The organism is Pseudooceanicola pacificus, assembly GCF_009789075.1.
Lineage (GTDB): Bacteria > Pseudomonadota > Alphaproteobacteria > Rhodobacterales > Rhodobacteraceae > Pseudooceanicola > Pseudooceanicola pacificus.
This window is the reverse complement of record NZ_WNXQ01000003.1, coordinates 225,841-251,496: the sequence shown is the minus strand read 5'-3', so window position 1 is coordinate 251,496 and position 25,656 is coordinate 225,841. Positions and strand designations below refer to the sequence as shown.

General features: G+C 67.4%; 25 protein-coding genes. 17 read left to right on the top strand and 8 right to left on the bottom strand.

What is annotated here, in order from left to right; all coding sequences use genetic code 11:
- The first annotated feature begins 106 nt into the window (after positions 1-106).
- The 3 genes from GLS40_RS06865 (at position 107) to GLS40_RS06855 (ending at position 4,668) form a co-directional block, all read left to right on the top strand.
- Positions 107-1,399 (top strand): capsule biosynthesis protein, encoded by a 1,293-nt coding sequence (locus GLS40_RS06865; RefSeq protein WP_160382007.1) that lies wholly within the window; start codon positions 107-109, stop codon positions 1,397-1,399.
- 97 nt (positions 1,400-1,496) lie between these two features.
- Positions 1,497-2,630, top strand: a complete 1,134-nt coding sequence (locus GLS40_RS06860; RefSeq protein ID WP_328598883.1) for a polysaccharide biosynthesis/export family protein — start codon at positions 1,497-1,499, stop codon at positions 2,628-2,630.
- Position 2,631: 1 nt separating this feature from the next.
- Entirely contained in the window at positions 2,632-4,668 is a 2,037-nt protein-coding gene (locus GLS40_RS06855; RefSeq protein WP_328598882.1) for a capsular polysaccharide biosynthesis protein, read from the top strand.
- A 127-nt stretch (positions 4,669-4,795) separates the two neighbouring features.
- Here GLS40_RS06855 and GLS40_RS06850 read toward each other — a convergent pair whose 3' ends face one another.
- From GLS40_RS06850 to GLS40_RS06840, 3 genes are all read right to left on the bottom strand, one after another.
- On the bottom strand, positions 4,796-4,993 hold the full coding sequence (locus GLS40_RS06850) for a CsbD family protein (protein ID WP_160382006.1): 198 nt from the start codon (positions 4,991-4,993) through the stop codon (positions 4,796-4,798).
- A gap of 83 nt (positions 4,994-5,076) precedes the next feature.
- On the bottom strand, positions 5,077-6,012 hold the full coding sequence (locus tag GLS40_RS06845; protein WP_160382005.1) for a bifunctional helix-turn-helix transcriptional regulator/GNAT family N-acetyltransferase: 936 nt from the start codon (positions 6,010-6,012) through the stop codon (positions 5,077-5,079).
- 59 nt (positions 6,013-6,071) lie between these two features.
- Complete coding sequence (locus tag GLS40_RS06840; protein ID WP_160382004.1) at positions 6,072-6,833, bottom strand: NAD kinase; 762 nt, start codon at positions 6,831-6,833, stop codon at positions 6,072-6,074.
- A gap of 215 nt (positions 6,834-7,048) precedes the next feature.
- Here GLS40_RS06840 and glyA point away from each other — a divergent pair, with 215 nt between their 5' ends.
- The gene (glyA, locus tag GLS40_RS06835) at positions 7,049-8,344 is read left to right on the top strand and encodes a serine hydroxymethyltransferase (protein ID WP_160382003.1); all 1,296 of its coding nucleotides are present in this window, start codon (positions 7,049-7,051) and stop codon (positions 8,342-8,344) included.
- A gap of 109 nt (positions 8,345-8,453) precedes the next feature.
- On the opposite strand, the gene GLS40_RS06830 is transcribed toward glyA, so the two are convergent.
- Positions 8,454-8,828: a hypothetical protein gene (locus tag GLS40_RS06830; protein WP_160382002.1), complete on the bottom strand. Its 375-nt coding sequence runs from the start codon at positions 8,826-8,828 to the stop codon at positions 8,454-8,456.
- A 141-nt stretch (positions 8,829-8,969) separates the two neighbouring features.
- Here GLS40_RS06830 and GLS40_RS06825 point away from each other — a divergent pair, with 141 nt between their 5' ends.
- Positions 8,970-9,725 carry an alpha/beta fold hydrolase gene (locus GLS40_RS06825; RefSeq protein WP_160382001.1) on the top strand — a complete coding sequence of 252 codons (756 nt, stop codon included), beginning with the start codon at positions 8,970-8,972 and terminating at the stop codon, positions 9,723-9,725.
- Positions 9,726-9,752: 27 nt separating this feature from the next.
- Here GLS40_RS06825 and GLS40_RS06820 read toward each other — a convergent pair whose 3' ends face one another.
- Positions 9,753-10,877: a DUF1353 domain-containing protein gene (locus GLS40_RS06820; RefSeq protein WP_160382000.1), complete on the bottom strand. Its 1,125-nt coding sequence runs from the start codon at positions 10,875-10,877 to the stop codon at positions 9,753-9,755.
- A 229-nt stretch (positions 10,878-11,106) separates the two neighbouring features.
- Here GLS40_RS06820 and GLS40_RS06815 point away from each other — a divergent pair, with 229 nt between their 5' ends.
- Positions 11,107-11,244 (top strand): entericidin A/B family lipoprotein, encoded by a 138-nt coding sequence (locus tag GLS40_RS06815; protein ID WP_160381999.1) that lies wholly within the window; start codon positions 11,107-11,109, stop codon positions 11,242-11,244.
- On the opposite strand, the gene GLS40_RS06810 is transcribed toward GLS40_RS06815, so the two are convergent.
- Entirely contained in the window at positions 11,245-11,727 is a 483-nt protein-coding gene (locus tag GLS40_RS06810) for a cytochrome b (protein WP_160381998.1), read from the bottom strand. It abuts the gene before it with no gap.
- 846 nt (positions 11,728-12,573) lie between these two features.
- On the bottom strand, positions 12,574-14,376 hold the full coding sequence (gene lepA, locus GLS40_RS06805; protein WP_160381997.1) for a translation elongation factor 4: 1,803 nt from the start codon (positions 14,374-14,376) through the stop codon (positions 12,574-12,576).
- 168 nt (positions 14,377-14,544) lie between these two features.
- Here lepA and GLS40_RS06800 point away from each other — a divergent pair, with 168 nt between their 5' ends.
- Positions 14,545-15,309, top strand: coding sequence for an MBL fold metallo-hydrolase (locus GLS40_RS06800; protein ID WP_160381996.1), 765 nt, complete (start codon positions 14,545-14,547; stop codon positions 15,307-15,309).
- A gap of 313 nt (positions 15,310-15,622) precedes the next feature.
- The gene (locus GLS40_RS06795) at positions 15,623-15,931 is read left to right on the top strand and encodes a hypothetical protein (RefSeq protein ID WP_160381995.1); all 309 of its coding nucleotides are present in this window, start codon (positions 15,623-15,625) and stop codon (positions 15,929-15,931) included.
- Here GLS40_RS06795 and GLS40_RS06790 read toward each other — a convergent pair.
- A complete protein-coding gene (locus GLS40_RS06790) occupies positions 15,889-16,395 on the bottom strand; it encodes a low molecular weight protein-tyrosine-phosphatase (protein ID WP_160381994.1) in 507 nt (168 codons plus the stop codon). The genes GLS40_RS06795 and GLS40_RS06790 overlap by 43 nt on opposite strands.
- Positions 16,396-16,433: 38 nt before the next feature.
- Here GLS40_RS06790 and GLS40_RS06785 point away from each other — a divergent pair, with 38 nt between their 5' ends.
- From GLS40_RS06785 to GLS40_RS06745, 9 genes are all read left to right on the top strand, one after another.
- Entirely contained in the window at positions 16,434-17,141 is a 708-nt protein-coding gene (locus GLS40_RS06785; RefSeq protein ID WP_160381993.1) for an NAD-dependent deacylase, read from the top strand.
- Positions 17,142-17,457: 316 nt separating this feature from the next.
- Positions 17,458-18,504 carry a rod shape-determining protein gene (locus tag GLS40_RS06780; RefSeq protein ID WP_160381992.1) on the top strand — a complete coding sequence of 349 codons (1,047 nt, stop codon included), beginning with the start codon at positions 17,458-17,460 and terminating at the stop codon, positions 18,502-18,504.
- Between the two features lie 82 nt (positions 18,505-18,586).
- The gene (mreC, locus tag GLS40_RS06775; protein WP_160381991.1) at positions 18,587-19,504 is read left to right on the top strand and encodes a rod shape-determining protein MreC; all 918 of its coding nucleotides are present in this window, start codon (positions 18,587-18,589) and stop codon (positions 19,502-19,504) included.
- A complete protein-coding gene (locus GLS40_RS06770; RefSeq protein WP_160381990.1) occupies positions 19,497-20,045 on the top strand; it encodes a rod shape-determining protein MreD in 549 nt (182 codons plus the stop codon). Before mreC ends, GLS40_RS06770 begins: the two co-directional genes overlap by 8 nt.
- A complete protein-coding gene (mrdA, locus tag GLS40_RS06765) occupies positions 20,042-21,985 on the top strand; it encodes a penicillin-binding protein 2 (RefSeq protein WP_160381989.1) in 1,944 nt (647 codons plus the stop codon). The genes GLS40_RS06770 and mrdA overlap by 4 nt, the downstream gene beginning before the upstream one ends.
- Entirely contained in the window at positions 21,982-23,130 is a 1,149-nt protein-coding gene (gene rodA / locus GLS40_RS06760) for a rod shape-determining protein RodA (RefSeq protein ID WP_160381988.1), read from the top strand. The genes mrdA and rodA overlap by 4 nt, the downstream gene beginning before the upstream one ends.
- Positions 23,127-24,065 (top strand): 2-hydroxyacid dehydrogenase, encoded by a 939-nt coding sequence (locus tag GLS40_RS06755; RefSeq protein WP_160381987.1) that lies wholly within the window; start codon positions 23,127-23,129, stop codon positions 24,063-24,065. Before rodA ends, GLS40_RS06755 begins: the two co-directional genes overlap by 4 nt.
- 594 nt (positions 24,066-24,659) lie before the next feature.
- Positions 24,660-24,950 (top strand): 50S ribosomal protein L28, encoded by a 291-nt coding sequence (rpmB, locus tag GLS40_RS06750; protein WP_160381986.1) that lies wholly within the window; start codon positions 24,660-24,662, stop codon positions 24,948-24,950.
- A gap of 247 nt (positions 24,951-25,197) precedes the next feature.
- Positions 25,198-25,641: a copper chaperone PCu(A)C gene (locus tag GLS40_RS06745; RefSeq protein WP_160381985.1), complete on the top strand. Its 444-nt coding sequence runs from the start codon at positions 25,198-25,200 to the stop codon at positions 25,639-25,641.
- Positions 25,642-25,656: the final 15 nt, after the last annotated feature.

The following is a 25,656-nucleotide window of genomic DNA, read 5'->3' as shown; positions in this document are numbered from 1 at the left end:
GGCCCGGACGCAGGGGGCAGACGTCGACAATGACCCGGAAATGGACACATTTTTGCCCCCGCGCGAGGCTATTCCAGAGCCAAGCCCAATGGAATAAAGTATTGTCATGTCAGCAGTTGCAGGAAAAAAACGGGTCTTTCTGTTCCTCCAGGGACCGCATGGCCCGTTCTTCCACCGCCTGGGCCGCATGCTGCGGCTGGCTGGGGCGGATATCTGGCGCGTCGGCTTCAATGCGGGCGACCAGGCCTTCTGGTTCGACCGCGACAGCTACATTCCCTATCGTGGCCGGTCCGAGGACTGGCCCGAGGCGTTTTCCGCCATCCTGCGCGACAAGAAGGTCACCGACCTTGTCCTCTATGGCGACACCCGGTTCATCCATGCCATCGCCGTGGCCATCGCCAAGGGGCGCGGCATCACCGTGCATGTCTTCGAGGAAGGCTATATGCGCCCCTACTGGGTGACATACGAACGCGGCGGATCGAACGGCAATTCGCGCCTGATGACCATGTCGGTGGACGAGATGCGCGCGGCGCTGGAACATTCGGACATGGACACGCCCCTGCCCCCGGCCCGCTGGGGCGACATGCGGCACCATATCTTCTACGGCGCGCTCTATCACTGGTTCGTGCTGCTCAGGAACGGCAAGTACCGCAACTTCCGCCCGCACCGGGCGCTGACGGTGACCAAGGAATTCCAGCTCTACATCAAGCGCCTGCTGCTGATGCCCCTGACCGCCATCGACCGCTACCTGTCGACCTGGCGCATTCGTTATGGCGGCTTTCCCTATCATCTGGCGCTGCTGCAGCTGGAACACGACAGCTCGTTCCAGATGCATTCGCCCTTCGACACCATGCCGGAATTCCTGGAACTGGTGATCCGCGGCTTTGTCGAGGGCGCGCCGCAGCATCACCACCTGGTGTTCAAGGCCCATCCGCTGGAGGACGGCCGCGTCCCGCTGCGCCGCGAAATTCGGCGCCTCGCACGCGAATACAATGTGACGGGCCGGGTGCATTACGTGCGCGGCGGCAAGCTGGCACAGCTGCTTTCCGATGCCCGCAGCGCGGTGACGGTCAATTCCACCGCCGCCCAGCAGGTGCTGTTCCGGGGCATTCCGCTCAAGGTGTTCGGCAATGCGGTCTATGCCAAACCGGAATTCGTCTCCTCTCAGCCGCTGCCCGAATTCTTCTCGGGCGCGGCGCGGCCCGACCGCAAGGCCTATCAGGATTACCGGCGCTTCCTGCTGGAAACCAGCCAGATCGCGGGGGGGTTCTATTCGGCCCGCGCGCGGCGTCAGCTGCTGCGGCTGGTGGTGGACATGATGCTCGCCCCCGAGGATCCCTATGACGCCTTGAAATCGGGAACCGCGGCACCAAGGCAACAGTTGCGGCTTGTGAACTGACCCGGACAGACGGCGGGACTGGCCAATAAAGCATGTTTCCGCTACGTTTTCAGAAAAGTTCCGAGGCAGAACAATAACAGGTCGAGGAGACCGAGCAGTGAAAATCAAGGCAACCGGGTGGGCGAGATCCGTCGCCCTATTGGCAATCGTGGCCGTGGTTTCCTCTTGCGGATTGCCGCGCGTGGGCCCCAACAAGCGTGAAATCTTTGCCGGATCGGTGCAGCGCGAAGGCGATGCATTCATCGTGTCCGTGAACGACCGTGTGACGCGGGCCACCGCCGTGGTGCCCGCTCTCGGCTTTTCCAGCAGCTTCATCAATGCCGGGCAGCTTGGCTCCGACACGATCTCGCCGGGCGACACGCTGGGCCTGACGATCTGGGAAAACGTCGATGACGGCCTGCTGGTCGCCGAGGGCACCAATGCCACCGTGCTGGACGAGGTTCAGGTCGACGGGTCGGGCTACATCTTCGTGCCCTATGCCGGCCGCATCAAGGCGGCGGGCAATTCGCCCGAGGCCATCCGCCGGATCATCTCGAACAAGCTGGAAGAGCAGACCCCGGACCCGCAGGTCCAGGTGCGCCGTCTGGCGGGTGACGGGTCGACCGTTTCGCTGATCGGGTCGGTCAGCGGCCAGGGTGTCTATGCCATCGAGCGCCCGACGCGCACGCTCTCGGCCATGATCGCCCGCGCCGGCGGCATCACCATCGAACCGGAAATCGCCCAGATCACCGTGATCCGCGGCGGCCACCGGTCCAAGATCTGGTTCCAGGACCTCTACGAGAACCCCAAGATGGACATCGCCCTGCGCGGCGGCGACCGGATCCTGATCGAAGAGGACACCCGCTCCTTCACCGCGCTTGGCGCCACCGGGGCCCAGTCCCGCGTGAAGTTCGAATCCCAGACGATCAGCGGGCTTGAGGCGATTGCCACCGTTGGCGGCCTGCAGTCGAATTCGGCCGATCCGACCGGCGTCTTCGTCTTCCGCAACGAACCGGCCGAGATCGCCAATTCCGTGCTGGGCCGCACCGATCTGGTGGGCGATCAGCGCCTGGTCTACGTGCTGAACCTGACCGAGCCGAACGGCATGTTCATGGCCCGCGATTTCGTCATCCGCGACGGCGATACGCTCTACGTGACCGAAGCGCCGTTCACCCAGTGGAGCAAGACGATTTCCGCCCTGACCGGTTCGCTTGGCACCGTGAATGCCGTGAACCAGCTGGCCGGCAACTGATGTGACACGTCCGGACGACGCACTGCCGGACGACAAATGGGCCGCCGGGGGGTACTCTCCCCGGCGGCTTTACTATGTGACGGCGGGGTTTCTGCGGCAGCGGCGCATCCGGCGCATCCTCAAGCTGGCGGGCTATGACCTGGTGATCGGCCGCCCGGGCAAGGGCGACGAGATCGCGGTCTGGGGCCGCTCGCCCTATGCCAGCCGGGGCGAGGCGGTCGCGCGGGCCACCGGCGCCGGGCTGATCCGGATCGAGGACGCATTCCTGCGGTCCCTGCATCCCGGCCGCAAGGGCGAGCCGCCGATCGGGCTGGCCATCGACCGCACCGGCGTGCATTTCGACGCCAGCCAGCCCTCGGACCTAGAGACCCTGCTGGCGCGGCACCCGCTGGATGACTCGGCGCTGCTGAACCGCGCCCGGGGCGGCATCGCCCGCCTGAAAGAGGCGCATCTGAGCAAATATTCCGATTTCGACCCCGAAACCCCGCTGCCCGATCCCGGCTATGTGCTGGTGATCGACCAGACGCGCGGCGATGCCTCGGTCAAATGGGGCGGGGCCGATGCGAATACCTTTCGTGAGATGCTGTACTGGGCGCAGGAGGATCACCCCGGCGCGCGCATCCTCATCAAGACCCATCCCGAAACGCGCCAGAGCCTGCGCCCGGGCTATTTCGGCCCCGACGACGCCCAGGGCCGGATCACGCTCTGCGATGACGCGGTGTCGCCCTGGGCGCTGATGGAGGGGGCGGTGGCCGTCTATGCGGTGACCTCGCAACTGGGGTTCGAGGCGATCCTCGCCGGGCACCGTCCGCGCATCTTCGGCCAGCCGTTCTATGCCGGCTGGGGCCTGACCGACGACCGCAGCCCCCTGCCCCTGCCCCGCCGCGGCCGCAGCCTGACCCCGGTGCAGATGTTTGCCGCCGCGATGATCCTGTACCCCACCTGGTACGATCCAACGCGGGACCGGCTGTGCGAATTCGAAGAGGCCGCCGAGCTGCTGGCCGCCCGCGCCCGCGCCTGGCGCGAGGACCGGCACGGCTGGACGGCCCAGGGCATGCGCCTGTGGAAACGGCCCGTCCTGCAGAAATTCTTTGGCAGCGAGCGGCGCATGATCTTTCGCGAGGGCCCGCCGCGCGACGATGGCCGCCGGGTGATGTGCTGGGCCGGCAAGGCGCCGGAGGAGGCCGAGCTGGTGCGGGTCGAGGACGGGTTCCTGCGCTCGCGCGGGCTGGGCGCCGAACTGGTGCCGCCGCTGTCGCTGGTGCTGGACGACCTTGGCATCTATTACGATCCGTCCCGCGAAAGCCGGCTGGAGCGGCTCATCGCGGCCCGCGACAGGCTGCGCCCCGACCAGCAGCTGCGGGCCGACCGGCTGATGCGGCGCCTGCTGGGTGACGGGCTGACGAAGTACAACCTGGGCGGGGCAGTGCTCGACCTGCCGCCGGGGCGGCGCATCCTGGTTCCCGGTCAGGTCGAGGACGACGCCTCGATCCGGCTGGGCGCGGGGGCGATCCGCACCAACCTGGACCTGCTGCGCGCGGCGCGCGAGGCCAATCCCGACGCGGTGATCCTTTACAAGCCGCATCCCGACGTGGAATCCGGCCTGCGCACCGGCGCGGTGCCGGGGGACGAACTGGCCGCGCTGGCCGACATGGTGCTGCCGCGCGCGGATGGCGCGGCCCTGCTGAGCCATGTCGAAGAGGTCTGGACGATGACCTCTCTCATGGGGTTCGAGGCGCTGCTGCGGGGCTGCAAGGTGACGGTGACCGGCGCGCCCTTCTATGCCGGATGGGGCCTGACGCGGGACCTGGGCGAGGTGCCGCCCCGCCGCAGGACCCGGGTGACGCTGGCCGGGCTGGTGCATGCCACGCTGATCGACTACCCGCGTTACCGCGATCCGGTGAGCGGCCTGCCCTGCCCGGTGGAAACCGTGGTCTCGCGCCTGTCGCGCGGCGAGGTGGCCCATCCCGGCGCGCTGAACCGCCTGCTGAGCAAGGCGCAGGGTCTGCTGGCCAGCCGCGCGCATCTGTGGCGATAGCCGCGTGACGCGGGCCGCGCCGGACGGGACAAGGGGGCGGCGTCAAAGCGGAGCGGGGTCAAAGCGGCGGGCACAAAAAAGGCGGCGGAAAGATCCGCCGCCCGTTCAACGCCCGAAACGCGTTGACTTACATACGCGAGGTGAATTCGTCGACCTGGCGTTCCGCTTCTTCACGCGCGATGCCATAGCGCTCCTGGATGCGGCCGACCAGCTTTTCGCGGCCGCCTGCGGCGACGTCGACGTCATCGTTGGTCAGCTTGCCCCATTGCTTCAGGGCCTCGCCTTTCATCTGCTTCCAGTTGCCTTCGATACGATCCCAGTTCATCGCTGATCTCCTTTCGATCTGCATCCGGGCGTTTGTGCCCGGCTTCGAAAAGGTAACGCCGGCAAACGCCGGAGAGTTCCGTCCTAAAGATCGCGCGCCCAGACCTGACCGACCAGATTGTGACCAAAGCTGACGTGCGGCTCTTCGGAGACCTTGGTGAACCCCGCGTGGATGTAGATGCGCCGGGCCGAGACCAGATTATCGTTTGTCCACAACTCGATACGGGAATATCCCGCCTGCCGGGACCAGTCGATGCAGGCGTCGACCAGCTGGCGTCCGACACCGTGCCCGCGGGCCGCGCGCTCGACATGCAGCAGGCGGAGTTTTGCCGTTTCGTCGTCCTTGCGCACCACGAAGACGGCGCCGATCCGCTCGCCCTCCAGCTCGGCGATCCAGCCCCGTTCGCGTGCCGGGTCGCGGGTGGCGGCGAAATCGGCCAGGATGCCCAGCACCAGCACCTCGAACTCGTGGTTCCAGCCATATTCCCCGGCATAGAGCGCCGCCTCGCGCTCGACCACCCAGCCCAGATCGCCGGGCTGCGGCTCGCGCAGCGTCACGGTCGCGGCGGGGTGGGGTTTGCGTCCCAGAAGATCCGCGATCAGCGCCATCGCACGCACCAGCCGGGTGCGGTCATGATCGCTCAGCGGGGCCAGTTCGCGGCACATCTCGTCCTGCGCGGCGCGATCGAACTGGGCAAAGGCGGCCTGCCCTTCCTCGGTCAGTTCGATCTTCAGCCGCTTGGCGTTGGTCTCGGTCGGTTCGCGCCGGACCAGCCCGTCCCGTTCCAGCCGCGACAGGATGCGGCTGAGTTGCCCGGCGTCCATCTTCAGCGCGCGGGCCATGTCGGCGGCCGGGGTGTCCGCCGGGCCGGTCGCGATCTCGTGGATCACGCGCACTTGCGGCAGGGCATAGCGGCTCTTGTAGAGCCGGTTGGACAGGGTGCCCGCGAACCCGGTGTAGAACCGGGTGAAGGCGCGGGTCGCCGCCACGGTCTTTGCGAGGGGTGTTGACTCGGTCATTATTGAATGAATCAACACAATGGCCGTCGTGTCAATCCAGCGGAAACAATGCAGTGTTTCTAGACGAACTGTTCCGAGATCAGCCGCTCTTCCAGACCGTGGCCCGGATCGAACATGATGCGGTGCGAAATCGACGGTTCCGAACGGATTTCCACCCGCACCACGTCGCGCACCGAGCGGCTGTCGGCATCGGCCATGACCGGGCGTTTGGAGGCTTCCAGCACATCGAAACAGACCTCGGCGGTTTTTGGCAGCAGCGCCCCGCGCCAGCGCCGGGGGCGAAAGGCCGCCATCGCCGTCAGGGCCAGAACGTCCGACCCGATGGGCAGGATCGGCCCGTGGGCCGAGTAGTTATAGGCGGTGGACCCGGCGGGCGTGGCCACCAGCGCCCCGTCGCAGACCAGTTCGGGCAGGCGTTCCTTGCCGTCGACGCTGATCCTGAGCTTGGCCGCCTGCGGCCCGGCCCGCAGCAGCGAGACCTCGTTGATCGCCAGCGCCTCGTGCACCTTGCCGTCGGACCGCGTGGCCCGCATGAACAGCGGGTTGATCACCTCTTCCTCGGCCAGGGCCAGGCGCTCGGGCAGGCCGTCCTCGGAATATTCGTTCATCAGGAAGCCGACGGTGCCGCGGTTCATGCCATAGACCGGCGCGGGCAGATCCTGCGTGCGGTGCAGCGTGTGCAGCATGAACCCGTCCCCGCCCAGGGCCACGATCACGTCGGCCTGCCGTTCGGGCGTGTCGCCGTAGCGCTGGCTCAGCACCCTCCGGGCCGCCTGCGCCGAAGGCCCCCGGCTGGCCGCGAAGGCGATCTTGAGTTCCATCCTGGGCTGTCCTGTCCGGCTGACAATCGGGTATGGGGCCGACAGAACCACAGCTGCGGGGCAAGTGCCAGCCCCCGGCGGGCCGCCCGCTGCGCCGGGGGCCGGGGGCGCTGCTGACCGCTTTCATGATCATTATGTCGCAAACGCCCCTTTTGCCGCTGACCGAATGCCGCTAGAACCCGCCCCATCCGATCACCCGCAGGGGAGGGCCCGCGATGAACACCCATTTCCGCGACAGCACGTTCTTTACCGAGGACCTGGCAGACCGCGATCCCGAGATTTTCAGCTCGATCACGGACGAGCTTGGCCGCCAGCGTGAAGAGATCGAGCTGATCGCCTCCGAGAACATCGTCAGCCGTGCCGTGCTTCAGGCGCAGGGCTCGGTCATGACCAACAAATATGCCGAAGGCTACCCGGGCAAGCGCTACTATGGCGGCTGCCAGTATGTCGACGTGGCCGAAACCCTGGCCATCGAGCGCGCCAAACAGCTTTTCGGCGCGGGTTTCGCCAATGTGCAGCCGAATTCGGGCTCGCAGATGAACCAGGCGGTGTTCCTGGCCCTGCTGCAGCCGGGCGACACCTTCATGGGGCTCGACCTGAACTCGGGCGGGCACCTGACGCATGGCTCGCCGGTCAACATGTCGGGCAAGTGGTTCAACGTGGTCTCCTACGGCGTGCGCGCCCAGGACCAGCTGCTGGACATGGAGTCGGTCCGTGAAAAGGCGCTGGAGCAGAAGCCCAAGCTGATCCTGGCGGGCGGCACCGCCTACAGCCGGGTCTGGGACTGGGCCGCCTTCCGCGAGATCGCGGACGAGGTCGGCGCCTATCTGATGGTCGACATGGCCCATATCGCGGGCCTGGTGGCCGGTGGCGCGCATCCCTCGCCCCTGCCCCATGCCCATGTGGTCACCACCACCACGCACAAATCCCTGCGCGGCCCGCGCGGCGGCATGATCCTGACCAATGACGCCGAGATCGCCAAGAAGGTGAATTCGGCCGTCTTCCCCGGCCTGCAGGGCGGCCCGCTGATGCATGTCATCGCCGCCAAGGCCGTCGCATTCGGCGAGGCGCTGAAGCCGGAATTCCAGGACTATGCCTGCCAGGTCGTGGCCAACGCCCGCGCGATGGCCGACCAGCTGATGAAGGGCGGGATCGACGTCGTTTCCGGCGGCACCGACAACCACCTGATGCTGGCCGACCTGCGGCCCAAGAAGGTGACCGGCAAGGCCGCCGAGGCCGCACTGGGCCGGGCGCATATCACCTGCAACAAGAACGGCGTGCCGTTCGACCCGGAAAAGCCCTTTGTCACCTCGGGCATCCGTCTGGGCACCCCTGCGGGCACCACGCGCGGCTTTGCCGAGGCCGAGTTCCGCCAGATCGCCGACTGGATTGTCGAGGTCGTGGACGGGCTGGCCGCCAATGGCGATGACGGCAATGCCGAGGTCGAGGCCGCCGTCCGCGCCAAGGTGTCGGATCTCTGCGCCCGCTTCCCGCTCTACGAAGGCATGTAAGTCAAGGTCGGGCCCGGTTCACGAAACCGGGCCTGCGCCGCCCGCCCCCGGCCGGGGCATCGGGCCCGTATGGGCCGCTCCGGCCCGGGGGCACAGCGTCAGACGGCGCTCAGAGCCAGCCGCGCCAGGCGGCAAAGGCCATGATCAGCCCCCCCAGCAGCAGCAGGTTGAAGGCCAGCCCGGCCAGAACCGATAGGGCCAGCCCCTTGCGGCGGTCGGCCACGTCGATGCCCGACAGGTGCGAGGACAGGCGTTCATAGGCGCGTTCGAATCGCGTGGCGTCGATCTGGCGCGCCAGTTTCGGATGCTGCGACAGGCGGGCCGCCTCGGCCACCACGCGGCCATCGCGCCGCAGCCCGCGCGGCAGGCGGGGCGCCGCCTTGCGCAGGCCCCTGTCCAGCCCGGTGCCCCTGATACCCAGTTTGGCGGCCAGCAGGCCCTCCAGCCGCATCAGTTGCTGCGACATGTCACCCTTGTCTGTCATCTGCCCCCCGACAGCTGGATCGTCCGGCAGGCAGGTTAGCGCCATTCCGCCCGCCGCTCAATTGCCTCGACCCGGCCGCGCGCTGCGCCATTGCGCGCAGGCCCGCTTGCACCCGGGCCGGGGCCGCAGTACCGATTTGGCATGTTGAACATGATCCTGCACGGCACGCCCACCGACCTGCCCCCGTTGCTTATCGCGCATGGCCTCTTCGGCTCGGGCCGGAACTGGGGCGCCATCGCCAAACGCCTGTCCGCCGACCGCCAGGTGATCGCGGTCGACATGCGCAACCATGCCGACAGCCCCTGGTTCGACAGCCACGGCTATCCGGACATGGCCGCCGATCTGGCCGAGGTGCTGGACAGCATCGGCCCGGCGGATGTGATGGGCCATTCGATGGGCGGCAAGGCGGCGATGGTGCTGGCGCTGACCCGGCCCGAGCTGGTGAACCGGCTGATCGTGGTCGATGTGGCGCCCGTCGCCTATGACCACACCCAGATGCACAATCTTGAGGCGATGCGCGCCGTGGACCTGGACAAGGTCACCCGCCGGTCCGAGGCCGAGGCCCAGCTGGCCGAGCGGCTGGACGACCCGACGGTGCGCAGTTTCCTGACCCAGTCGCTGGACCTGAAGGACAAGCGCTGGCGGCTGAACCTCGACGTGCTGGCCGCCGAAATGCCCGCGATCCTCGATTTCCCCGACCTGCCGGGCGTCTACGAGGGGCCGTGCCTGTTCCTGTCGGGCGGAGACTCCGACTATGTGCTGCCCGAGCACCGCACCCGCATCAAGGCGCTGTTCCCGGCGGCGGTCTTTGCCAAGATCCCCGGCACGGGCCACTGGGTCCATGCCGAGAAACCGCGCGACTTCATCGCCGCCGTCGCCGCCTGGCTGGCGCGCTGAGGCCGGGCGCGCCGCGCGCCGCCGGGCCTACTCGCTTATTCCGGGCACCGCGCCCTCGGGGGATCCGGGGGCATTTGTTTCCGCCGCTGCCTGGGTTTCCTCCCCGGCAGGTGTTTCCGCAGGGGTTTCCGCAGGGGTTTCGCCCGATCCGGGCGTCTCTTGGGGCGTTTCGGCTGGCGTCTCGGCCGGAGTCTCGGCGGGGGTCTCCGCCGGGGTTTCGGCGGGTGTCTCCGCCGGTGTCTCGGCAGGCGTCTCCGCGGGCGTCTCGGCAGGCGCCGGCGCCGGGGCCTCTGCGGGGGCCGGGGCGGGCGCTTCGGCGGCCGGGGGATCCGCCTGCGGCGTCTCGGTCTCGCCATAGCCGGGATCGCCGGGCGCGGCGCCGCGCAGGTTGTCGGTGCTGACCGCCCGGACCAGCGCGGACTCGCGCTCGGTCAGGTAAAGCTCGATCTGGGCAATCGTGGGGTTCGTCCGTTCGATCCAGCCCTTGGCCTGGCGCATCAGGTTGCGCATCCGCGCCGTCCCGGCCACCACCAGCGCCCGGTTGTCCAGCCCCCGGCTGGCGGTGCCGCCGCCCTGCCCCTGGGTCGACAGGGTCATCAGCGCGGCATCTTCCCCGCTGTCCGAAGCACGATCCCCGGGCACCCAGCGGGGCCCGCCCAGATAGACGGCGGCAAACATCACCTTGGCGCGGATCTCTTCGGTCCCGCCGACGCGCAGCGCCTCGTAGAACATCCGGTGGGTCTGTTCCCAGCTCCGCAGGTGAAAGGTGGGCAGCGCCTCGTTGCCGACCCCGCAGAAGGCATCATGCATCACGGCGGCATTGATGAACTCGCGCGATGTCGGGTTGCCGACAATCGAGGTAAAGATCGGCGGCACCGAGGCGCCATCGGTCAGGGTGCCCGCCGGGGCGGTCCAGGCCCGGTCCGTCGCGTCGATGAACTGCAGCGCGCGCCGCGTGGGATAGAAGGGATAGGGCCGCCGGGGCAGCTCTACCCTGCGGTCTTCGAGGTTCACCGGGGTGTTCAGGAAGCGGCAGATCGGATCCGAGCTGCCGGCGCAGAAGCTGCGCCCCCCGGTGGGGTCGGTCTGGGTCGTCTGGACCGCGCAGCCTGACAGGGCGGCGAGGCAGAGGAAGGCAAATGAATATCGCATACCGGAAATCGAACAGAGTGAAGGTGACGATCTTGAATGCCCCGGACTTTGCGCATGCCCTGCCCCATGCGCAAGCCCGCCGTATCGTCAATTGCCGCGCGCGATCAAAAAAACCGTCTGCCCGCCCCGCAGTTCAGCCCGTGCGAAGGAACCCGGCCCGGGGATCGGGCGTTGACGGACGGGCAGTGAACGGATTGCCCGGGGCATTGGCAGCTTGGAGGCAAGCAATATGATACGAGTTCTGGCGATCACCGGACTGCTCGTCGCACTGGCAGGATGCGAAACCGTGCGCGGCGCAGGCCAGGACCTGCAGAACGCGGGCACCGCGATCGAGCGGACGGCACGGCAGGCCGGCGCTTCGGGCTGATCAGCCCGGCCGCCACATCCGCGCCAGCAAGCCGTCCCGCTTGACGAACTGGTGGTAGAGCGCGGCGGCCACATGCAGCGCGGTCACCACCAGGATCAGGCTTGTCAGCACCTCATGCGCCTCGCCCGCGGGCTCTGCCCCCAGGAACCAGGCCGCCGCCCCGCTGAGCGGGATGAGGAGGATCAGCGCGTAGAGCACCCAATGCGTGACCGCCGCGGCGAGTCTCTGCGCGGCCCCGTCGCCCTCGGGCGGCGGCGGCGCACCGCGCGTGGCCCGCAGCCCCAGCCGCCAGAGCGCCAGCGCCAGCACCCCCAGCCCCGCCACGATGTGCAGCAGCGCGCCCGGGGTCGTGGCGGCGGTGCCGGTGTCCTCCAGGGCGTCCCAGGCGTGTTCCATCCCGTCATGAGCCAGGAACTGGACAAGGATCAGCAGGACAACCGCCCAATGCAGGACGATCTGGGTGCGGGAATAGGTGGTGGGCATCGGGTCTGGCTCGCATGCGGTTGAACGGGGTCGCGGCAGGATGGCGGGGAGAGGTGCGGGTTGGCAAGAGGGTCCGGATGGCGCGCCGTCGGATATCGGGCATTTTGCCAAGGGGCGCCTTGTGCCGAGCGCTGCGCCTGCCGGGGTGAGACGGCACCGTCGCGCCAGTGGCGCGGCGCAAGCCCGTCGAACGGCAGGGGCATCTGACGCGCCCCATCCGTCGGGTTCCAGGCCACCCAGCCTGTCGGTTGTGCATCAGAGGTGAGGGCTGCGCCTGCCTGGGCGGGCGCGAATGCGCCTGCCGGGGGGCAGGCAGGCGCAGCCCGGCGTTGCCGGGCGGGTAGAGTAAGGCAATGAAGCGAATCAATGTTATCTGCGTTATTTGCGAATTTTTCTGATGAAAGTTCATCGATAACACTGACGCTAATGATCAACTTCGCCCGTTAACACCGACTTAGCGTAGCCAGACCAAGAGCATTCCGCACATTAACACTATAACGGCAATTTCGCCCAGTTTGTGCATGGACGAGCAGAAACCGCACTTCGACAGACCTTGTACCGTCTCCAAAACAAGGGTGAGCTGGAGTGCTATTCTGGAAAATGGTCAAAAGGGCAACACCTCAAAACGGCCCGAGACTGACCACGAGTAACGTTTTTGCAATTGCATCTTGCCTAATTGGTCTACTGAATATTCTCGGAGGCCCGATGAAAATGACTGTGAAACAAAAAGATTTTCAAATCGATATTGAATACAAACGGTGACCCCAACCGGGTGCCGCACGCGATTTGCCTATCGGCAATTCGCTTTCGCGCACTGACCTTCCTCAACGCGCAAGACGGACAGCCTCAGCTGTCCATCTTGAGGGCGCTGATGAAGGCTTCCTGCGGGATATCCACCTTGCCGAACTGGCGCATCTTCTTCTTCCCGGCCTTCTGCTTCTCCAGCAGCTTCTTCTTCCGGGTCGCGTCGCCGCCGTAGCATTTCGCCGTCACGTCCTTGCGCAGGGCGGCCAGGGTCTCGCGGGCGATGACCTTGCCGCCGATGGCCGCCTGGATCGGGATCTTGAACATGTGGCGGGGGATCAGCTCTTTCAGCTTCTCGCACATCGCCCGGCCGCGCATCTCGGCGCGGTCGCGGTGGACCATGATCGACAGGGCGTCGACAGGCTCGTCATTCACCAGGATCTGCATCTTGACCAGCGAATCCTCGCGATACCCCAGAAGCTGGTAATCGAACGAGGCATAGCCCTTGGTCACAGACTTCAGCCGGTCGTAGAAATCGAAGACGACCTCGTTCAGCGGCAGGTCGTAGACCACCATCGCGCGGGCGCCGGCATAGGTCAGGTCCATCTGAATGCCGCGCCGGTCCTGGCAGAGCTTGAGCACATCGCCCAGGAATTCGTCGGGCACCAGGATCGTCGCCTTGATCCGCGGTTCCTCGATATGGTCGACATGGGTCAGGTCGGGCATGTCCGCGGGGTTGTGCAGGTCGATCTCGGACCCGTCGCGCATATGCACGTGGTAGATCACCGAGGGCGCGGTGGTGATCAGCTCGATATCGTATTCCCGCTCGATCCGGTCGCGGATCACCTCAAGGTGCAGCAGCCCCAGGAAACCGCAGCGGAAGCCGAAGCCGAGCGCGGCCGAGGTCTCCATCTCGAAGGAGAAGGAGGCGTCGTTCAGCGCCAGTTTCTCGATCGCGTCGCGCAGATCCTCGAATTCCGAGCTGTCGACCGGGAAGAGACCGCAGAACACCACCGGGATCGACGGCTTGAAGCCCGGCAGGGCCTTGTCGCAGCCCTTCTTCTCGGTCGTGATCGTGTCGCCGACGCGGGTGTCGCGCACCTGCTTGATCTGCGCGGTGATGAAGCCGATCTCGCCGGGGCCGAGGCTGGCGACATTCTGCATCGCCGGGCGGTAGACGCCGACGCGGTCGATCTCGTAGACGCCGCCGGTCTTCATCATCTTGATCCGCTGGCCCTTTTTCAGGACCCCGTCGATGACGCGGACGATGACCACGACGCCCAGATAGGGGTCATAGATCGAATCGACCAGCATCGCCTTGAGCGGCGCGTCGGCATCGCCCACGGGCGGGGCCGGCAGGCGGGTGACGATGGCCTCCAGCACATCGGGGATGCCGATGCCCGTCTTGGCCGAGATCAGCACCGCCTCGGAGGCGTCGATGCCGATCACATCCTCGATCTGCTCCTTCACCCGTTCGGGTTCCGAGGCCGGCAGGTCGATCTTGTTCAGCACCGGCACGATCTCGTGGTCCGCGTCGATGGCCTGGTAGACGTTCGCCAGCGTCTGCGCCTCGACCCCCTGCGTGGCGTCGACGACAAGCAGCGAGCCCTCGACCGCCTGCATCGAGCGCGACACCTCATAGGCAAAGTCGACATGGCCGGGGGTGTCGATCAGGTTCAGGACATAGGTCTTGCCGTCCTTGGCCGGATATTCGATGCGGACGGTGTTCGCCTTGATGGTGATCCCCCGCTCGCGTTCGATATCCATCGCGTCGAGCAACTGCTCCTTCATGTCACGTTCGGCAACCGTGCCGGTGAGCTGGATCAGCCGGTCGGCCAGGGTGGATTTCCCGTGGTCGATATGGGCGACGATGGAGAAGTTGCGGATCAGGGATCTGTCAGTCATGGCACGCTCAGATAGCAGAGGTCCGCGGGGCGCGGAAGATGCCATATGGCTGCGGCGCCGGTATTCCGGACGATGCGCTGTAACGGAACCAAACGTCATTGTGATCGGGCGGATCCCGGGCGCGCTCTATCTATGTGGCGGATAGAACCGCGAACAGGGAGCGCGACAATGATGAACCGCAGAACAGTCCTGCTGACCGCAGCCGCCGCCGGCGGTGCAACGCTGATCCGGCCCTATGCCGGGATGGCCGCCGCCCATATGGCGGACACCTACAAGACCAACGGCGGAGAGGTCACGATTCACCCGGTCAGCCATGCCTCCTTTGTCATGGAGACACCGGTGGGCACGATCTACAACGACCCGGTGGGCGAGGCCTCGGCCTATGGCGATTATCCCGCGCCCGACCTGATCCTGATCACGCATGAGCATGGCGACCATTACAACGCCGACACCCTGGCCGCGCTGGTCGGGCCCAGCACGCAGCTGCTGACCAACCCGGCGGTGTTCGACAAGCTGCCCGACGGGCTCAAGGCGCGGGCGACCGCGATCGGCAATGGCGACAGCACCGAGATCCTGGGGCTGAGCGTCGACGCGATTCCGGCCTACAACCTGACCGAGGATCGGCTGAAGTATCATCCCCAGGGGCGCGACAACGGCTATGTGCTGAAATTCGACGGGCTGACCGTCTATATCGCCGGGGATACCGAAGACATCCCCGAGATGCGCGCGCTGGAGGGGATCGACGTCGCCTTCGTGCCGTTCAACCTGCCCTACACGATGGACGAATCGCAGGCGGCCTCGGCCGTGGCGGAATTCCAGCCCGGCGTGGTCTACCCCTACCACTACCGCGACTCGGATCCCGAGAAATTTACCGCGATGCTCAAGGACGCAGGCGCCGCGACCGAGGTGAAGATGGGCCCCTGGTACGGCTGAACGCCAGGATGACGGCCAGGGCCCGGGGCGGGATCACCGCCTCGGGCCTTTTGCTGCCCGCAACATCTGGTGGGGCGCGTGGGGCTGATCTGCAACCTGATGTGGTGGCGCTTCGATGGCTCTTGCGGCGCCCGGCCTTCGAAAGCCCTCGGACGGGGTGACAGTGCACAAAGGGAACATTTTCAGCAATTTGCGCCATGTTCTTCATGTGTTTCATTGAAAATTGACCGGAAATCCGGCATAAACCTGCCCAGGCAAACCGACCGGCACCAGGGGAAAATCCCGGGCCGGATACAGATACGGGACCGAGGCAGTGAACACCAAACGCATCGCAGTTGCGGCCATTGTGGCCGTTGTTTCCATTTCCACCGTTGCTCAGGCGGGGCCGATCAGCCGCGCCTGCATGTCGTCGGACCGCTCGGCACGTTCGCCGTCGCTCTGCGGCTGCATCCAGCGCGCCGCCGACCGCACCCTCGACGGGCGCGACCAGCGCCTGGCCGCGCAGTTCTTCCGCAACCCGCAGAAGGCGCAGGATGTGCGGATGTCGAAATCCGGCTTCCACAACTCGTTCTGGACGCGCTACCGCCAGTTCGGCGAAACGGCCGAGGCCAGCTGCTCCTGATCCAGCGCCCTCAGCAACCCGCGTGAAGCGGCCTCGACCAGGTCGAGCGCGCCGTCGAAGTCGCGGGTGTAATACGGGTCCGGCACGGACTCCGCGCCGGTGTCCGGGGCAAAGCGCATGAACGGGGCCACCGGGGTCTGATTGCCCCGGGGCCGCAACCCTTCGATTGCGCGCAGATTCTCGCCATCCATGCCCAGGATCAGGTCGAACCGCAGGAAATCCCCCGCCACGAACTGCCGCGCCCTGAGGCCGGACAGATCGTAGCCCCGCGCCCGGGCGGCCTGCTGCATCGGGGCATAGGGCGCTTCGCCCACATGCCAGCCGCCGGTGCCGGCGCTGTCGATCTCGACCGCCCTGCCCGTCGCCATCGCGCGGAACACGCCTTCGGCTGCCGGGGATCGGCAGATATTGCCCAGGCAGACGAAGAGGATGCGCGGCGGGGTGGTCTCGGGGCTCTGGTTCATGTTTCAGTGATAGGCGAGCCAGCAGCCCGGGGAAAGCCATGCCACGCAGCGAAAAGATCGTCATCCTGACCGGCGCCGGAATCTCGGCCGAAAGCGGGCTGGGCACCTTTCGAGGCGCGGGCGGGTTGTGGGAAAACCGCCGGGTCCAGGATGTCGCCACGCCCGAGGGCTTTGCCCGCGACCCGCAGATGGTCAACGACTTCTACAACATGCGCCGCCACCGCCATCTGGAGGTGCAGCCCAACGCCGCCCACCAGGCGCTGGCCCGGCTGCAGGCGGACCATCCCGGCGAGGTGGTGCTGATCACCCAGAATGTCGACCGCCTGCACGAGCGCGGCGGCTCGACCGAGGTGCTGCACATGCACGGGGTGATCGACGCCCTGCTCTGCAACCACTGCGGCCACCGCTGGCCCAAGCCGTTCGCAGAGGCCTGGCGGCTGGAAGACCCCTGCCCCGCCTGCGATGGCGGCCCGACCCGCCCGGATGTCGTATGGTTCGGCGAGATGCCCTATCACCTGGACGAGATCGAGGGGCATCTGCTGTCCTGCACCCTCTTCGCCGCCATCGGCACCAGCGGCCAGGTCTACCCCGCGGCCGGGTTCGTCCGGGCCGCGATGATGGCCGGGGCGCATACGGTCGAGATCAATCTGGAGGCCTCGGCCGTGGCATCGGATTTCGCCGAACACATCGCGGGACCGGCCACGCAAACGGTGCCCGAATGGGTCGACGGCCTGCTGGCAGAGTGATCCCGGCGCGCGGGGCTGCCGCCGTTCCGCCCGGCGCCGGCGCGAAATGACGCAGCCCCCGCCAAACCCGCCGGCAAGCGGCAGTTGGGGCGGAAAGGTTCGAAAAATGACATCTCGTCGCGCATTTCAGATTGCCAGACCGGCAAAAATTTGCGAATAGTGACATTCTTGGGCCTTCGCCCCCACCCGGCAGGATCGCGCTGATCCGCGCGGGCCTTCCCCCTTTCGCCCCGCCTGACGCAGGCCTATAAGGGCAATCTGTCCGGGGCCGCGAGTCGCGGGCTCTTGGGGACACGCACGGGGCGGTAAAACACTCATGGGAATTTTCGACAAGATGCCGGGGCTCTTTTCGTCCGATATGGCGATCGACCTCGGAACTGCTAACACGCTGGTCTATGTGAAAGGCCGGGGTGTCATATTGTCGGAACCCTCGGTGGTCGCCTACCACGTCAAGGACGGCGTCAAGAAGGTGCTGGCCGTGGGCGAGGACGCCAAGCTGATGCTGGGCCGTACCCCCGGCAGCATCGAGGCCATCCGCCCGATGCGCGAAGGCGTGATCGCCGACTTCGACGTCGCCGAGGAAATGATCAAGCATTTCATCCGCAAGGTGCACAAGCGCTCGACCTTCTCGAAGCCCAAGATCATCGTCTGCGTCCCGCATGGCGCCACCCCGGTCGAGAAACGCGCGATCCGCCAGTCGGTCCTGTCCGCCGGCGCCCGCCGCGCCGGGCTGATCGCGGAACCCATTGCCGCCGCCATCGGCGCGGGGATGCCGATCACCGACCCGACCGGCAACATGGTTGTCGACATCGGCGGCGGCACAACCGAGGTGGCCGTCCTGTCGCTGGGCGACATCGTCTATGCCCGTTCCGTCCGCGTCGGCGGTGACCGCATGGACGAGGCGATCATTTCCTACCTGCGCCGCCAGCAGAACCTTCTGGTGGGCGAATCCACCGCCGAGCGGATCAAGACCTCCATCGGCACGGCGCGCATGCCCGACGACGGGCGCGGCCAGTCGATGATGATCCGGGGCCGCGACCTGCTGAACGGCGTGCCCAAGGAAACCGAGATCACCCAGGCCCAGGTGGCCGAGGCGCTGGCCGAGCCGGTGCAGCAGATCTGCGAAGCGGTGATGACCGCGCTCGAGGCGACGCCCCCCGACCTCGCCGCCGACATCGTCGACCGCGGCGTCATGCTCACCGGCGGCGGCGCCCTGCTGGGCGACCTGGACCTGGCGCTGCGCGAACAGACCGGCCTGGCGGTTTCCATCGCTGACGAAAGTTTGAATTGCGTCGCCCTCGGAACCGGCAAGGCTCTGGAGTACGAGAAGCAGCTGCGCCACGCGATTGACTACGACAGCTGATTTCCCCAGATTCGGGGAATTCCACCGGAGGCGCCCGGCATCGGAACGGCGCACTGCCCGCCCTTGAGGCAAAGGGGGTCCATTGGCTCGCAACCGCGGTCAGGAAGAGGATTTTGTCACCCCGCTGCGGCGTCTGCTGGTGGGGGTGCTGGTCCTGTGCCTGATGGGTGTCTTTCTGCTCTGGCGGATCGACAGCCCCCGGGTGGAACGCTTCCGCGCGCAGGTGGTCGACGATCTGATGCCCAGTTTCGACTGGGCGATGGCGCCGGTGACGGCCACCGTGAACATCCTGCGGGATTTCCAGTCATACCGCCGCATCCACGAACAGAACCAGGAGCTGCGCCGCGAACTGCAGCAGATGAAGGCCTGGAAAGAGGCCGCCCTGCAGCTTGAGCAGGAAAACGCCCGCCTGCTGGATCTGAACAACGTGCGGCTGGACCCGCGGCTGACCTATGTCACCGGCGTGGTGATGGCCGACAGCGGATCGCCCTTCCGGCAGTCCGTGCTGCTGAACATCGGCGCCCGCGACGGCATCGTGGACGGCTGGGCGGCGATGGACGGGATCGGGCTGGTCGGGCGCATCAGCGGCGTGGGCAAGAGCACCAGCCGGGTGATCCTGCTGACCGACACCTCCAGCCGCATCCCGGTGACGATCCAGCCCTCGGGCCAGCGCGCGATGCTGGCGGGGGACAATTCCGCGGTGCCGCCGATCGAATTCCTGGAAAACCCCGATCTGGTGCGCCCGGGCGACCGGGTGGTGTCCTCGGGCGACGGGGGCGTCTTTCCGGCGGGCCTGCTGGTCGGCCAGGTGGCACAGGACCCGGGCGGGCGCCTGCGCGTGCGGCTGGCGGCGGATTACGAACGGCTGGAGTTCCTGCGCGTCCTGCGCCATCTGGGCACCGAAGAGATCAACGACCCCGGCGGGCTGATCGCCCCCCGCGTGCTGCCCGGCGGCGCCGCAGTGGACGAGGTCGCCAAGGAGGACAAGCCCGATGGCTGAAGCCACCTCCTCCTCTCCGGCGCGGCGCTGGACCATGCGGCTGGCCTTTGTCCTGATCGCGCTGGCGCTGATCCTGTTCAACCTGATGCCGCTGGAAACCGTGCCGCGCCGGTGGGCCGGACCGGATGTGCTGCTGGCGCTCTGCTGTGCCTGGACGCTGCGCCGCCCGGAATTCGCCCCGGCCCTGATGATCGGAATGGTGATCCTGCTGGCCGACCTGCTGTTCCAGCGCCCGCCCGGCCTGATGGCCGCGCTGGTGGTGCTGGCCTGCGAATGGCTCAAGGCGCGGGCCCGGGTGATGCGCGAACTGCCCTTCCCCGCCGAATGGCTGGCCGCCGCGCTGGCGATGGCCGCGGTGCTCGCGGGCTATCGCGTGGTGCTGGCGCTGTTCATGGTGGAACAGGCGCCGCTGATGCTCAGCGTCATGCAGCTGGTGGCCACGGTGGTGATCTACCCGCTGGTGGTGCTGCTGTCGCTGGGCTTCTTCGGGCTGCGCAAGACCGCGCCGGGCGAGGTCGACACCCTGGGGCACCGGCTGTGAAGCGCTCGCCCCGCGATAGCGCCGACAGCCAGCGCCGGATCACCCGGCGCGGCCTGATCCTGGGCGGCGCGCAGGCCGGCATCATGGGTCTGCTGGCGCTGCGCATGCGCTATATGCAGGTCGACCAGGCCGACAAGTTCCGCCTGCTGGCCGAGGAGAACCGGGTGAACATCCGCCTGATCCCCCCGGCACGCGGCGAGATTTTCGACCGCAACGGCGCGGTGATCGCCCGCAACGAACCGGCCTATCGGATCGTCATCGTGCGCGAGGATGCCGGAAACGTGGACGACACGATCCGGCGCCTGTCCTCGCTGGTCGAACTGGACGAGGACGAGCTGAACCGCGCCCTGACCGAGATGAACCGCTCGGCGCCCTTCCTGCCGATCACCCTGGCCGACCGGGTGACCTGGGAAGACATCAGCCGCGTCGCCGTGAACGCCCCCGCCCTGCCCGGCATCACGCCCGAGGTGGGGCTGAGCCGCGTCTATCCCCTGAACGCCGATTTCGCCCATGTCGTGGGCTATGTCGGTCCGATCAGCGATTACGACCTGGAACGGATGGAAGACCCGGACCAGCTGCTGCGCATCCCCCGGTTCCAGATCGGCAAGGTCGGGCTGGAGGCCAAGCTGGAGGACCAGCTGCGCGGCAAGGCCGGTGCGCGCCGGGTCGAGGTGAACGCCGTCGGCCGCGTGATGCGCGAGCTCGACCGGCGCGAGGGCGTGGCCGGGTCGAACCTGCAGCTGACCGTCGATCACATGCTGCAGAACTACGTCCAGGCCCGCCTGGGCGAGGAAAGCGCCAGCGCCGTGGTGGTGGATTGCGAAAGCGGCGACCTGCTGGCCATCGCCTCCTCCCCCTCTTTCGATCCCAACCTCTTCGTGCGCGGGATCTCGGTGGCCGACTACAAGGACCTGACGAACAACACCTACCGCCCGCTTGCCTCGAAAAGCGTGCAGGGCATCTATCCGCCCGGCTCGACCTTCAAGATGGTCGTGGCACTGGCAGGGCTCGAAGCCGGGATCATCACGCCGGAAGACACCTACTGGTGCCCCGGCCACCTGGAGGTCAGCGGCCGCCGCTTCCACTGCTGGAAAGGCTCGGGCCACGGGCATATGAACCTCGAAGGCTCGCTGCGCGAAAGCTGCGACGTCTATTACTACGAGCTCAGCCTGGAAGTCGGGATCGAACGCATCGCGGCGATGGCCGAAAAGCTGGGCATCGGCGTGCGCCACGATATCCCGATGTCCGCCGTGGCGCAGGGCCTGGCCCCGACCAAGGCCTGGAAACGCGAGGTCCGGGGCGAGGACTGGCTGATCGGCGACACCGTGAACTCGGCCATTGGCCAGGGCTTCGTGCTGGCCTCGCCGATGCAGCTGGCGGTGATGACGGCCCGGATCGCCACCGGGCGCTCGGTCACGCCGCGCCTGATCAAGAGCGTGGATTCGGTGGAACAGCCCTCTGGCGCGGGCGAGAGCCTGGGCCTGAACGAAAACCACCTGCGCCAGGTCCGCCGCGCCATGTTTTCGGTCAGCAACAACCGGCGCGGCACGGCCTATTCCAACCGGATCATCGACGACGCCTATCGCATGGCCGGCAAGACCGGCACCAGCCAGGTGCGCAACATCACCACCAGCGAACGCGCGCGCGGCGTGACCCGCAACGACCAGCTGCCGTGGAACCGGCGCGACCATGCGCTGTTTGTCGACTTCGCGCCCTACGACAATCCCAAGATCGCGGTGTCGGTCGTGGTCGAACATGGCGGCGGCGGCTCGGCTGTCGCGGCGCCGATCGCGCGGGACATCACGCTGCAGGCGCTCTTCAAGGGTGACCCGCCGCTGGAAACCTACCCGGAAAAGGACCGCGGCCGGATCAAGTCGCAGCAGGAGAAACTGCGCCAGCTGCGCCCGATAGCCGAGTCCCAGGGCAAGAGCCGCGCATGAGTTATCTTGAATATACCGTCAAGACGACGCCCACCGGCGTCCGCAAGATCCTGCACCTGAACTGGCCGCTGGCCCTGCTGCTGATCGCGGTGGCCAGCGTTGGTTTCCTGATGCTCTATTCGGTTGCGGGCGGGTCGTTCACCCCCTGGGCCGAGCCGCAGATGAAACGCTTTGCCCTCGGCTTTGCCCTGATGCTGGCGGTGGCCATGGTGCCCGCCTGGTTCTGGCGCAACATGTCGGGCGTGGCCTATGGCATCTCGATCCTGCTGCTGCTGGCGGTGGAATTCTTCGGCGCCATCGGCATGGGCGCGCAGCGCTGGATCGACCTCGGCGTGTTTCGCCTGCAACCCTCCGAGCTGACCAAGATCACCATGGTGATGATGCTGGCCGCCTATTACGACTGGCTGCCGGTGCGCAAGGTCTCGCACCCCGTCTTCGTGCTGATCCCGGTCATCCTGATCCTGCTGCCCACCTGGCTGGTGCTGGCGCAGCCCGACCTGGGCACCGCGCTGCTTCTGGTGATCGGCGGCGGGGCGATGATGTTCGTGGCGGGCGTGCACTGGGGCTATTTCGCCGCGGTGATCGCCGCCGGGGTCGGGCTGGTCACGGCGGTGTTCAAGTCGCGCGGTACCGACTGGCAGCTGCTCAAGGACTACCAGTTCCGCCGGATCGACACCTTCCTCGACCCGTCGAACGATCCGCTGGGGGCGGGCTATCACATCACCCAGTCCAAGATCGCCCTCGGCTCGGGCGGATGGGCCGGGCGCGGCTTCATGCAGGGCACCCAGTCGCGGCTGAACTTCCTGCCCGAAAAGCACACCGACTTCATCTTCACCACGCTGGCCGAGGAATTCGGCTTCATCGGCGCGGTGTCGCTGCTGACGCTCTATGCGCTGATCATCGTCTTCTGCGTGCATTCGGCCCTGACCAACCAGAGCCGCTATGCCTCGCTGCTGACGCTGGGCATCGCCACGACCTTCTTCCTGTTCTTCGCGGTGAACATGTCGATGGTGATGGGCCTGGCGCCGGTGGTCGGCGTGCCGCTGCCGCTGGTCTCTTACGGCGGCTCGGCGATGCTGGTGCTGATGGTCGCCTTCGGCCTGGTGCAGAGCGCCCATATCCACCGCCCGAGAGGACGTTCATGACCGGACCCGGCATTCTGTTCGCCGCCACCGAACCCCGCTGGTCGGACTACGAGGCGCCCCTGAGGGCCGCGCTGGAGGCCGCCGGCGTCACCGGCTACCGCCTGTCGCCCGACCTCCCGGCGGCGGAGGTCGATTACATCGTCTATGCGCCCAACAGCAGCGTGCAGGACTTTTCGGTCTTTCCGCGGCTCAAGGCGGTGCTGAACCTCTGGGCAGGGGTCGAGAACGTGGCCCCGAACCCGACCCTGACCGTGCCGCTCGCCCGCATGGTCGACGAGGGGCTGACCCGCGGCATGATCGAATGGGTCACCGGCATGGTCCTGCGCCACCACCTCGGGCTCGACGCCGTTCTGGCCCGCCAGTCGGGCGACTGGCTGCCGGTGGTGCCGCCCCTCGCCCGCAACCGGCCCGTGGGCGTCCTGGGCCTCGGCGCTCTGGGAAAGGCCTGTGCCGGGGCGCTCGCCACGCTCGGCTTCCCCGTCACGGGCTGGAGCCGCAGCCCCAAGACGATCCCCGGCATCGCGACCCGCCACGGCGAGGCGGGCCTGGCCGAGACGCTGTCCGGGGCGCGGATCCTCGTCCTGCTCCTGCCGCTGACCGGGGCGACGCGCGACCTGCTCGACGCCCGCACCCTGGCGCTGCTGCCGCGGGGCGCGGTGATCGTGAACCCCGGGCGCGGCCCGCTGATCGTGGACGAAGACCTGATCGGCGCGCTCGACAGCGGCCAGATCGGCCATGCCACGCTCGACGTCTTCCGCGAAGAGCCCCTGCCCCGGGACCACCCCTTCTGGGCCCATCCCGGCGTGACCGTCAGCCCGCATGTCGCCTCGGAAACCCGCGCCGACACCGCCTCCGAAGTCATCGCCGAGAATGTCCGCCGGGGCGAGGCGGGGGAGCCCTACCTGCACCTCGTCGACCGCGGCGCCGGCTACTGACCGCCCCGGGCGGCGGGCCAGGCTCACCGGCCGTGCGCAGCGCCCCCGGAACGGGACGCCGGCCCAAAGCGGCCGGCATGGCAAGCTGACCGGGGTCCGATGCCGAAATCAAATCGGCAAGGGGGCCAGCTCAAGCGGTATTTGCCGTGCCGCCGCGCGTCTAGACGGCGCCGCCCGATCCGTCGCCCCATCACGCCAAATGTCACCGAAGATCGAAACCTGGCAGGGGGGCGCTGCCCCCGCCGCGCCTGTGGCGCGACTCCCCCGGAGTATTTCGGACGAGATGAAGCCGGAACGTCCCCCCGCTTCATCTCGTTCCAAATACTCCCGCCGGAGGCGGACCCGCGGGGCGCCGCAGCAGGGGCAACGTCGCGCAATGGCCCGCCCGCGCCGGTACCGGCGCCCGTTTCCGACGGGGGCGAGGCCGGGAACGGGGCGCCCCGGGCGCGGCATGGCCAGGCGTCCGAAACCGGGCTTGACCTCCCCGCGCTTTCCCCATAGAGACGCGGGACCAGATTTCGGGGCGCCGCTGCCGCGGTGCCCGTTTGCTTTGACAAGGGCGCGACCCGCCCGAGACCAGACGAGGAAGACCCCATGTCGCGCCGCTGCGAACTGACCGGAAAAGGCCCGATGACTGGCAACAATGTCAGCCACGCCAACAACAAGACTCGTCGCCGGTTCCTCCCGAACCTGAACGACGTGACCCTGCAGTCCGAAACCCTTGGCCGCGGCATCAAGCTGCGCATCTCGGCCTCGGCCCTGCGCTCGGTGGATCACCGCGGCGGGCTGGACAAGTTCCTGGCAAAAGCCAAGGATTCCGAGCTGTCCGAGGGCGCTCTGAAGGTCAAGAAAGAGATCGCCAAGGCCCAGGCCGCAAGCGCCTGATCCTGACGGCCCTGCCCCGGTGGCAGACCTGACAGATGCCACCCGCCGCGGATCGCCCCGGCGGGTGTTTGCATTTCTGCGGCAGGACGACACGGCCAGGGGCCTTTTCCCGCCCGGCGCGGGGATGTATCCTGCGCCCATTCCGGATCCCTGCGCGCCGGACCGGCCTGCGGGGACTGCCGCCGAATCGCGGCCCCCGGACTGTGCAGCGCGTTCGCGCCCGACCGCCAAGGATGCCGAATCTCCCATGCCTCTCAGATGTCTTGCCGCCCTTCTGCTGACCCTCGCCCCGCTGGCCGCCCAGGCCGGCGACATCGTGATCGAGGACAGCTATGCCCGCGCCGCCACCCCCATCGCCCGGTCCGGCGCGGCCTATATGGTGATCCGCAACACCGGGTCCGAGGACGACCGCCTGATCGGTGTGAACACCCCGATGGCCGAGGTCGCCCAGTTGCACACCCATGTGATGGAAGGCGGCGGCGTGATGCGCATGCGGCCCGCCCCCGACGGCTTTGCCGTGCCGGCCGGGGGCACCGCGCTGCTGGAACGCGGCGGCGATCACGTGATGCTCATGGGCCTGACCGAGGCGATGCAAGACGGCAGCAGCTTCGAGATGACGCTGACCTTCGAACATGCCGGGCAGATGACCATCGAGGTCCCGGTCGACATGAAGCGCATGCCAGACGGCTGACCGCCCGCCCCGCGC